The 6,589-nt window shown below is 50.5% G+C and carries 7 protein-coding genes; 4 read left to right on the top strand and 3 right to left on the bottom strand.

The window, feature by feature from the left end:
• Positions 1-186 precede the first annotated feature (186 nt).
• Positions 187-444 carry a hypothetical protein gene (locus K5905_RS24195; RefSeq protein WP_297588810.1) on the bottom strand — a complete coding sequence of 86 codons (258 nt, stop codon included), beginning with the start codon at positions 442-444 and terminating at the stop codon, positions 187-189.
• 120 nt (positions 445-564) lie between these two features.
• Here K5905_RS24195 and K5905_RS24190 point away from each other — a divergent pair, with 120 nt between their 5' ends.
• Entirely contained in the window at positions 565-1,443 is an 879-nt protein-coding gene (locus K5905_RS24190) for a LysR substrate-binding domain-containing protein (RefSeq protein WP_297588808.1), read from the top strand.
• Positions 1,444-1,791: 348 nt separating this feature from the next.
• Positions 1,792-2,304, top strand: a complete 513-nt coding sequence (locus tag K5905_RS24185; RefSeq protein ID WP_297588805.1) for a Crp/Fnr family transcriptional regulator — start codon at positions 1,792-1,794, stop codon at positions 2,302-2,304.
• Positions 2,305-2,320: 16 nt separating this feature from the next.
• Here K5905_RS24185 and K5905_RS24180 read toward each other — a convergent pair whose 3' ends face one another.
• Both K5905_RS24180 and K5905_RS24175 read right to left on the bottom strand, forming a co-directional pair.
• Complete coding sequence (locus K5905_RS24180; RefSeq protein ID WP_297588803.1) at positions 2,321-3,652, bottom strand: ferric reductase-like transmembrane domain-containing protein; 1,332 nt, start codon at positions 3,650-3,652, stop codon at positions 2,321-2,323.
• Positions 3,653-3,703: 51 nt separating this feature from the next.
• Positions 3,704-4,216, bottom strand: a complete 513-nt coding sequence (locus tag K5905_RS24175; protein ID WP_297588801.1) for a hypothetical protein — start codon at positions 4,214-4,216, stop codon at positions 3,704-3,706.
• A 347-nt stretch (positions 4,217-4,563) separates the two neighbouring features.
• On the opposite strand from K5905_RS24175, the gene K5905_RS24170 reads away from it, so the two are divergent.
• Positions 4,564-5,757, top strand: a complete 1,194-nt coding sequence (locus K5905_RS24170) for a PLP-dependent transferase (protein ID WP_297588798.1) — start codon at positions 4,564-4,566, stop codon at positions 5,755-5,757.
• A gap of 21 nt (positions 5,758-5,778) precedes the next feature.
• Positions 5,779-6,589: ABC transporter substrate-binding protein (locus tag K5905_RS24165; protein WP_297588795.1), on the top strand; the 811-nt coding region annotated here is incomplete at its 3' end.

Here is a 6,589-nt window from a genome sequence, read left to right as displayed (position 1 = left end):
AAGGGACAATATTATCGCTGCGCTATCCCGGTCCCCCTCCTGGGCCGAGAAAACAAGCCAAAATCAGATTGTTGGCGACTTACCTTTTTGATCCAACTTCAAGGATCGAAACACTGTCCAGATATATAAGCAATATAGAATTGTTTCACGAATTATGACTTGAAATCATACTGTACGAAATTCGGATCATAAGCGAAGGTCAACTCTCCCGCGCAATGCGACGGGCAGATCCCTGGGATCATATCCAAGTTCACGAACCAACTCCGCACGCGATGTTCCAATATCCTCCAGCACTTTGTCACTTTGCTTAAGCAGATCCAAAGTAGCATTTTTTCTGACTTTTTTCGTGCGATATTCGCGAAACCAATGTCTTGTTGCTTCAGCCCATCTATCCATGAACGAAACTTTTTCGGTTGCGCGCAAACAGTTTGTTTCGAGTGCCATCGTCTTGCTCCATGTATTGCCATGGACACAATGAACTCAACATAGACATTTTAGAAACGAACAATTATCATGTTAGGAATGAATCTAATTCATATCTAATTTGAATTTGGGAACGCCGTTTTGAAACCCAATTTGGAGAGTGACCTGCTGCGCACGCTTGTCGCAATCGCAGAAACCAGAAATTTCACTCGCGCTTCAGAATTCGTCGGACGCACGCAGTCCGCTGTGAGCATTCAGATGAAAAAACTGGAAGACATTGTGGGTGAACGACTATTTGAACGCGGTCCCCGCGGTGTCTCACTTACTCAGTCGGGTGAACAGCTCGTGAAGGACGCGAGACGCATATTGTCTCTTCTCGATCAAGCTGCCGCGTCATTGCAGGCGGATCCGCTCGACGGGTTCGTCAGGATTGGCATTCCGGAAGAATATGGAGGAACGATCCTTCCTCGAGTGCTGTTTCGCTTTTCAAAAATGCACCCCCAGGTTGAAGTGACCGTCCGCTGCGCGCCGTCATCGGAGTTGCACGTCGAACTCGAAAGGGGTGAACTTGATCTGATAGTGGTTCACGAAGAGGCCGCAAAAATTGGCGGAGAAATCCTTCTGAATGATCCGGTCGTCTGGGTTACCTCGGACACTCACCTGCAGCACGAGTGTGTTCCAATGCCTGTGGCAGCCTGCGATCGTGGGTGCTGGTGGCGAGAATGGGCACTTGCGAGCCTCGATCAACATCAAAAGGATTACCGGGTCGCCTATGTAAGCGGCAGTTCCTTCGGCCTCCAGGCAGCAGTGTCGTCAGGTATCGCCGTGGCAGTTCTGGCGCAGAGCCAGATCCCCCCGGATTGCCGCGAATTGACACTGGAAGAAGGGTTTCCGCCTCTTCAGGGAACAAACATTGTTTTGAGAAAACGAACACAGGCGAAATGCAAAACCACCGAGGGAATGGCTCAAGCCATACGCGAAGCATTTCAGCTGTTCCCCGTCAGCGCACCCGGTGGGTAAGACGCCCTGAACATTTATTTGACGAAAGTAAAAAGCAGTTTGGCAAGGCATCGCTACTTCCCGTCGGCATAAACCACAGTTGTTCGATGCCGACAAACTGGAGGTGGCAAAAACGCTCTGGTGGTGTCAAGTATAAGGCAACAGTTGAGTACCTGGGCTGGTATTATTGGCTAAATACAAGCAACTGGGTTTCTTAAGCACAAAACCCCGAAGAACAGTCGCTAATATCTACCTTCCCCTGGTTACCTCATCAATCAATCGCAAGTGAACGAGTGACTTGATCAATTCAAGTCGAGCCGCTCAAGCACAAAAGGCCACAAAATGCACTGTCCACCGGAGTTTCGAGATATGTTCAGAAAGCACTATACGCTCGAGAACCTCGCCAAGAACCAAACTCTGCTTCTGCAAGGAGAAACGAGTCGACATGCCTATTTTGTTGAAAGCGGGTGCCTGAGGCTATGGTACAACAATGACGGCGAAGATATCTCGGTCAAGTTCTTTTTAGCTGGTGATACCGTTGCTTCTCTGGACAGCTTTTATCTCAACACACCGAGTAAATTTGGATTGGAATCTGTTGCTCCGTCAAAAGTCAGAGTTGCATCCAGAAAGGATTTACAGGCGAAGATGGAAGCCTCATCCGATTTTACAAGCAAGATGCTCACTGTTGCTGTGCATTGCATGTCTGACTACCAAGATCTCTTTGTGAACCGAATTGCAGCAAGTCCCGAAGACAGATACAAAATGCTTTTGAATAGGGATCCAAAGCTGTTCGACATCGTCTCACAGCGCCACATTGCCTCATATCTAGGAATTACGCCCGTATCGCTTAGCCGCATCAGACGGAAATTAAAGCGAATCTAGAGCCGATCCTTCCCGGTCAACGCATATTGAACAGCTCCTGGTGGAAATCATCCACGCGAAATCCATTCGCTACCAGGTCGTTACGGACTGCCTTTCCAAACAAAGCAGGCCCGCAAAACCACACACTTGCAGATTGCCAGTCTGGAACAATCTTACGCAGACGTTGGCCGGTAAGAGGATTGTCGCGGCCATCAATGACCAGATGCAGATTGACTTTGGCTGCGGCTGCATCCGCCTCAAGCAATTTTTCAACCTCCTGATGTTCTTGCGAAGCCGCAAAGAACAGATCAATCTCCTGGGTGCCGGGCATCGTAGCAAGTTGCTTCATGCGGGCGATGAACGGTGTAATACCTATCCCGCCAGCTATCCAGATCTGTCGTTCTTTCACGTCATCGAAGGTAAAGCAGCCATAAGGGCCTTCGACCAGCACTGTGTCGCCGATTTCGAGACCTTCCGGTAGGGTGTCGGTATAGTCTCCAAGACCTCTTGTGATGAATGTGATATTGCGTCTTTCAGGGTCCCAGGCCGAGGCAATCGTGTAAGGATGCTTGCCTTCGCGTCGGTCAAAAGTGACAAAAGCAAACTGACCCGACCGATGTCCTTTCCACTTATTGTCCAGCTCGATATTGGCTTCGATCACACGAATGTCTGGAAATGGCAGCAGTGATCTGATCTGGCCCGTGGCACGATTACTACGACCGATTTGCCCGAAGAGAGAAAACGCTCCGGCAACCACGCCACCAGTCAATAACAAAGCTGTCACAACACCGGCAGGTTGGGTCCAGGTACGGATGTCCATCAAAACTACGGAGTGAAAAACCAGAAACAGATAAGATAGGGCAATAACTCTGTGGCTGTAGGCAAAGAACCTGTACGGAATGTTTTTGGTCAGCGCCACGATGATTAGAATTACAGCTGAGTAAAACCCGATATGGGCGAGTACCATCGCTGGAAAATGTAGCCTACCTAGAAATGCTTCGATTGGAGCGTTCACCAATCCAGTTTCAAGAACAATGTTCTTGTGCAACTCTCTAGATTCTTCCAGGTTTTCCAAAATCCTCGTCACCAGCCAGTGACCAATGCTAGCAAGCAGAGCCGCAATTCCGAGCCACTTGTGCAACCTGTATGCTTTGTCCAGCCCATCCAGGCGCTGCTCTAGCCAGCGAAAACGGGTCACGAGTATCATGGCAACACTCATAAGACTAATTGCAATCGTACCCGTGAACTGGGCCAACCGTTCCCAAATGTCGATAGGCGCCCATGAATCTGGCAAGACTAGATACGTAACAACGCTCAAGAGAGGTAGGACAATCAGGATAACGAAAAAAACAACAGATATTTTCTTCATGGCTTACTTCGAGACTTCGTGTATCAAATTGATTTTTCAGTAGAAATTTTTTTAATTCCTAACTGGCTTGAGCAAAATTAGACCCGAAAGGCCTCCAATTGTTGCAATGACGTGATTGATATCGGCGGAAACATAGGGTGCGTGATACCCCCAGATCGGCCAGGCAAGCCACCAGCCGGAGTAATAAAAAACAGCCATAAAAGTCGTAGTGGCCCAATATTCATATTTCATGGCACTCCCTAAAACACCCGCTCTTATCAGCAAAAGGTTGACGGCCAGCGCCAACAACGCTTCACGGAATGCGTGATAGTTGGAGTGGGTTGGACCAATCTCTAAGTTGGTCGCTTGAAACTCGGGGGTCCAAGTGAATTCCAACGTGTACCAAAAGCTAACAAAACCGGAAACAACGCCGAACGTAAGCAGGATAAGTCCAACCAGATTCTTGGAACTTTGCATGTTTCTTTCCATGTGTTTTCTTTCTTCTTCGCTAACAACACGCATGTCCTCCATCGACCGCTTATAGAAGTTTCCGCCATCGATTGAACTTGCGGCCATCGTTGTCACGCGAATGCCCGTTTTCCTGAGGACGATTACAAACTGTTGATTTTCGTGCCTTAACGATTGTTAACAGTTTCCGACATTTCGCCGATTTTTCCTGAGTGAAACAGGCGTTATGCCAAAATGCAGTTCACCAATCAGTCTTTCGATTTCTCGTTGAAGTCGGATTGACCGGAATTGGCTGAAGTCTGACCAGGTTCGAATTTGCGACTGGTTCGATTGAACTCTCCTCCTTGGCAGCCCCTTCAACGACCGGACTTGACAATTTCCGAAAAGCAGGCTTGTTTAGCTCACAAGACATCAGACGTCTGACGTCTGATGTCTTGTGAGCTAAACCATTTCGGATTGCGTATATGCACAGCGGTTTCAAAGCGGACCTGATTTTGACCCATGATGCTGAAGGCCATCAGGCCGGAGCAGCGGTTCCGCCTATTTTTCAGACGTCCACATTCCTGTTTCCGGATTTTGACACTCTCGAAGGCTGCTACAGCGGCCGCGATGAAGCAGACCTTTATTCCAGAACGGGAAATCCGACCGTACGGGTTCTGGAAAACAAGTTGGCGCAACTTGAAAATGGTGAAGAAGCGATCGCGTTTTCCAGCGGAATGGCTGCCATTTCCAGCTCGATTCTTGGATTGCTGAAGTCCGGGGATCGAATTGTTTGCATTCGAAATGCCTATTCGGACGCGTATCGCCTTTTTGAAATTCTACTGCCCCGCTTCGGCATTCAAACAGAATATGTTGATGCATCTGAGCTGACCGGGACGTGTGACATCCTTGCCGGCGCGTCGATGCTGTTCCTCGAAAGTCCAACCAGCTTCGTTTTCGAAACACTCGATCTTAAAAACATTGCCGGAGTTGCTCGCAACAAGGGTGTCGTCACGCTGATGGACAACAGTTTTGCGTCACCCATCTTGCAGAACCCGATCGATGCGGGCATCGATCTGGTCGTTCATTCGGCATCAAAATATCTAAGCGGGCACAGTGATGTTGTCGCGGGATGCGTGATCGGCTCCACCGGGTTGATTGAGCGTATTCGCGAGACCACTGTTCCGCTTCTGGGCGCAAAACTCTCTGCAATGGAAGCTTCTCTGATCCTGCGTGGTTTGAGAACGCTTGCAGTGCGGGTGCGCGCCCACACTGAAGCAGCGGACTGGATCGCCCGCAAACTTCAAAGCGACAATCGCATCAGGAAAATTCATCGACCCGGCGTTTCCGCGCCGCTTCCCGAAACGCTTTCCGGCGCGGGGGGATTGTTCACGCTGGAGCTGGAAGACGCCGTCGACATTCGAACATTCTGCGACGCGTTGCAGCTCATCCGTCTCGGCGTCAGCTGGGGAGGATTTGAGAGCCTCGCGTTACCTGCCGCGATCGCAAACCGACAAGACACCGGCCCCAATGCCTTGAATGCATTTGGAGTTTCAAAAAACGCAGTCCGCATTTTCGCGGGCCTCGAAGGAGCATCCGCGCTTTTGGAAGACATTCAGGGAGCCCTCTCTGCCGCTTGTGTCGGCATGAGGGTGACCGAAGGCGCGCTGGGTGGATAACCGACTGAAGTGGAGGAGAACATGAAACTAATCAGGACTTTGCTGACAAGTGTGGCGATTGCGACCGTAGCAATGCCTGCATTTGCAGAAGGCAAAAAAGCAGAAGTGCTTCATTGGTGGACGTCTGCAGGTGAGGCAGCCGCAATCCAGAAATTTGCTGAAGCGTTCAACGACGCCGGCGGCGAATGGATCGATACGGGTGTCGGTGGCAACGACATGGCAAAGTCGATGCTTACCAACCGCCTCATGGGTGGCAATCCACCTCAGGTCGGGCAATTCAACACGTCCCGTGAATTCGAAGAATTGATCGACGCCGGGCTACTGAACAACATTGATGCTGAAGTGGAAGCCGGCAGATGGAATGAGCTGTTTCCGCCGATTATCGACAATCTGGTGAAACGCGACGGTCATTACTATGCCGTGCCGGTCAACATCCACGGATCCAACTGGCTTTGGTACAATATCGAAGTCTTCGAAAAGGCAGGCGTCGCGCCGCCGAAGGATTGGGACAGTTTCTTTGCCGCGGCGGAAAAACTACTGGAAGCCGGTGTTGTTCCGGTTGCTGTCGGCGGCCAGGCCTGGCAGGAACGGCTCACCTTCAACGCCGTCCTGCTGACAATCGGCGGCCAGGAACTTTATCTTCGCCTGTTCCAGGACCGCGATGTCGAGGCTCTGAATTCCGACAAGATGAAGGAAGTGGTCGCGACCTATACCCGTCTGCGGGATCTTGTGCGTGCAACGGACGAAGGATCTCCCGGCAGATCCTGGAACGATGCGACAAGCATGGTCATTACCGGCAAGGCCGGAATGCAGATCATGGGAGACTGGGCCA

The sequence above is a fragment of the Roseibium sp. genome (assembly GCF_025698965.1).
In the GTDB taxonomy this organism is placed as follows: domain Bacteria; phylum Pseudomonadota; class Alphaproteobacteria; order Rhizobiales; family Stappiaceae; genus Roseibium.
The sequence above is the reverse complement of the archived record's forward strand: the minus strand, read 5'-3'. Positions and strand labels throughout refer to the sequence as shown.